Source organism: Helicobacter valdiviensis (assembly GCF_003245365.1).
GTDB classification, from domain to species: Bacteria; Campylobacterota; Campylobacteria; order Campylobacterales; family Helicobacteraceae; genus Helicobacter_D; species Helicobacter_D valdiviensis.
The window spans coordinates 1-2,911 of record NZ_NBIU01000067.1 but is presented as its reverse complement, the minus strand read 5'-3'; the positions used below and the strand labels follow the sequence as shown (position 1 = coordinate 2,911).

General features: G+C 33.5%; 2 protein-coding genes. Both read left to right on the top strand.

All coding sequences use genetic code 11. The features are described from left to right. The coding region (locus B6S12_RS10430; RefSeq protein ID WP_111230711.1) for a phage tail tape measure protein at positions 1–2,334 on the top strand (2,334 nt) is incomplete at its 5' end. A 3-nt stretch (positions 2,335–2,337) separates the two neighbouring features. Beyond that, positions 2,338–2,823 carry a phage virion morphogenesis family protein gene (locus B6S12_RS10425; RefSeq protein WP_111230710.1) on the top strand — a complete coding sequence of 162 codons (486 nt, stop codon included), beginning with the start codon at positions 2,338–2,340 and terminating at the stop codon, positions 2,821–2,823. The last annotated feature ends 88 nt before the right edge of the window (positions 2,824–2,911 follow it).

Sequence of the window (2,911 nt, the reverse complement as noted above, 5' to 3'; positions counted from 1 at the left end):
GTTTTAGGATTAGTAACTAAAGGAATGGGAGCTATTAAAAATGTAACCAAAGATTTTAGTAATCTTGAAGCAATGTGTGCTAAGACAAAGCTAGGCGTTAAGGGTCTCTCTAAAGAATTAAACACATTAAAACTCAATGCCTCTAAATTGGATTTATTAAAAGAGCAGAGAAAAAGTTTGCAAGATGAGTTTTTCAGTATGGGAACATTGCTAAGCGGAGGAATTTTAGGGAAAAGCATTAGTGTGGGAATGGATTTTGAAAGTGCTATGGCAGATGTTAAGAAAGTAACAGAGCTTAGTGAGGGACACAGCCTAAAAGATTTTAAACAAGATATTCTAGATTTAAGCAAAAAACTTCCAATGACAGCAGAAGAAATTGCAAAGATTGTGAGCGAGGGAGGAAAGCTAGGACTTGCTTCTAAAGAGGCATTAGAATTTGGCAAAACTGCTACTGCTATGGGTGTAGCTTTTGAAATGGGAGCAGATGAAGCAGGAGAAGCTATCGGCGGACTTATGGCAAACCTCCAAACAGATGTTAAAGGAATAAAAGATTTAGGGGATAGCATTAACTATCTAGCTGATAAAGGCTCAAGTGATGCTAAAAATATTGTAGATATTATAAGCAGAATTGGCGGAATGGGAAATCTTGTAGGACTTCAAAGGGAAAATATGGCAGCACTTGCAGCAACTCTTGATGAAGTAAAGATACCAGCTGAAGTTGCAGGGACTGCGATTTCTAGTATGCTCACTAAACTTTCTACTGCAGATGCTTTGGGAGAAAAAGCAGAAAGTGCTTTTAGAGAATTAGGACTTAGTGGAGATTTTATGAAAAAGGCTTTAAATCAAAATTCACAAGAAGCCATTAATTTATTATTATCTAGAATTAAAATGTTAGATAAAGAATCACAAATTGGTGTTATCACTAATATTTTTGGAAACGATAGCGGAATGATTAGGTCTATGACAACTTTAGTTAATGGTTTTGATCGTTACCAAGAGCTTTTAAAAATGGCAAACTCTGAAGAGAAAAAAGGCTCAATGGATAAAGAACTCATTAACAAATGCGATACAACATCTGCAGCCTTAAAAATCTTAGGAAACAATATCTCTGCTATTGCTATTAAGTTTTCAGATGCACTGCTTCCAGCAATTAAGTTTATAGCAAATGCCCTTAGCTCTTTAATAAGTGTGATGGATTATTTATTTAACAATTTTCCACTCCTGAGTAGTGTTTTAGCTATTGCAACAACTACTTTTTTACTGGCTAAACCTGCAGTTTTAGCCTATAGACTATCTTTAAATTATGTTTCAAGCTCTGCATTGCTTTTTAAAGATGCTCTTATTATTTCAAGATTAAAACTGCTCTCTTTTAAAAACGCTCTTGGTGCTTCCAATCTAGCATTAATCAAACACAATCTTAGCTTAAAACTTGCTAATCTCACAATGAGAGCAAAAACTCTTACTCTAAGCATTTACACAAATGCTTTAAAAGCATTAGGCTTTGTTTTGGGAGCATTAAATAAAGCTTTTAAGTTTGTGGCTCTTGGCATTAGAGCTTTAAGCGTTGCGATTATGACTAATCCTATTGGATTAATCATAGGTGGTATTGCAATAGCTGCTGGACTTATTATAATGAATTGGGAAAAGGTTAAAGACTGGTTTATGAGCTTTATAAACTGGTTAAAACCCCTATGGCAACCCATAGCAAATTATATAAAAGCAGTGTTTATGAGTTGGATTAATGTTTTTAAATTCTTTGGAAATATTTTTATAAGTATCAGCTCACATATTGTTAGCTTTTTTAAAGCAGTCTTTGCTCCTATTAAAGATTTTTTTGTAAATGTATTTTCTCCTATTGGAGAATTTTTATACAATCTTTTTGGTGGGTTTTTTGATTATATTGCAGAAAAATTAGCTTGGGTTAGCAAAGCAATTGGTGGAGTTAAAGACGCCATTGGTGGTGCATTAGATTTTATAGGTTTAGGAGATGATGAAGAAAAAGAAGTTAAGGTAGCTAAAGAAGAAGCAGGAGTTGAAAACAAAGAGGGATTAAAAGTCTCTCAAAGCTATGTAGAAGACTTAGAACAAAGGACAAGCACTAAAATTCCACAAACTTCACAATCTAGCCAAGCATTTAGCCAACCTCTCCAAGCTCAAAGCACCCCTTATACTCCTAATCAAAGTGTAAGTGTGCATGTGAGTGGGAATTTTAATATTTCTAGCAAAGAAGGTGTGTTTGATTTAGGAGATTTTGCAAAAGAAGTTCAAAAGGTAGTGTTAGATGCACTTAAAAAGCAATCCCAAATTAAAGCAAATACTACAATTTATGGATAGAAAATGACAGAAATTACAATAAAAGGGCTTGATAGATTTTTTAGAGCTTGTGGAAATTTTATAGATTTGCAAAAGCATAGCGAACCCTTGCTAAGAGGTGCAGGAGAAACCATTAGAAAAAGTATTTTAGAATCCTTTGCTAAAGAAACTAGTCCTTTTGGAGAGAAATGGAAAGCACTAAAACCCTCCACCATAGCCCAAAAGAAAAAGGAGGGTAAAAACAAAGGAATCCTAAAAAGAGATGGGGAATTAAGCGAAAATTGGCATGTAGATTTTAAAAAAGGAGAAGCAATAGTAACTAACAACAGCCAAACTAAAAGTGGCTTTAAATATGGAGTGGTGCATCAATGGGGAAATAAAAAAAGAAAAATACCACAAAGAGCTTTTTTGCCCATTAAAGCTAATGGAGAAATACAAAAAGATATTAAAGAAGTGATTAAAAACGATACAAAAGACTATATAAAAAGCATTCTTAAAAAAGGAGGCTAAGCAAAAAGCCTAGCCCAAGAAAACTAGCAAAAAGATTATAGCTTTAAAATTTAATTTAAAGCTATTTTATTTCATTTTAAAAGGATAT

Bases quoted from the DNA above. Each gene is read 5' to 3' on its own strand.
- B6S12_RS10425 (WP_111230710.1), top strand. From the start codon at position 2,338: ATGACAGAAATTACAATAAAAGGGCTTGATAGATTTTTTAGAGCTTGT.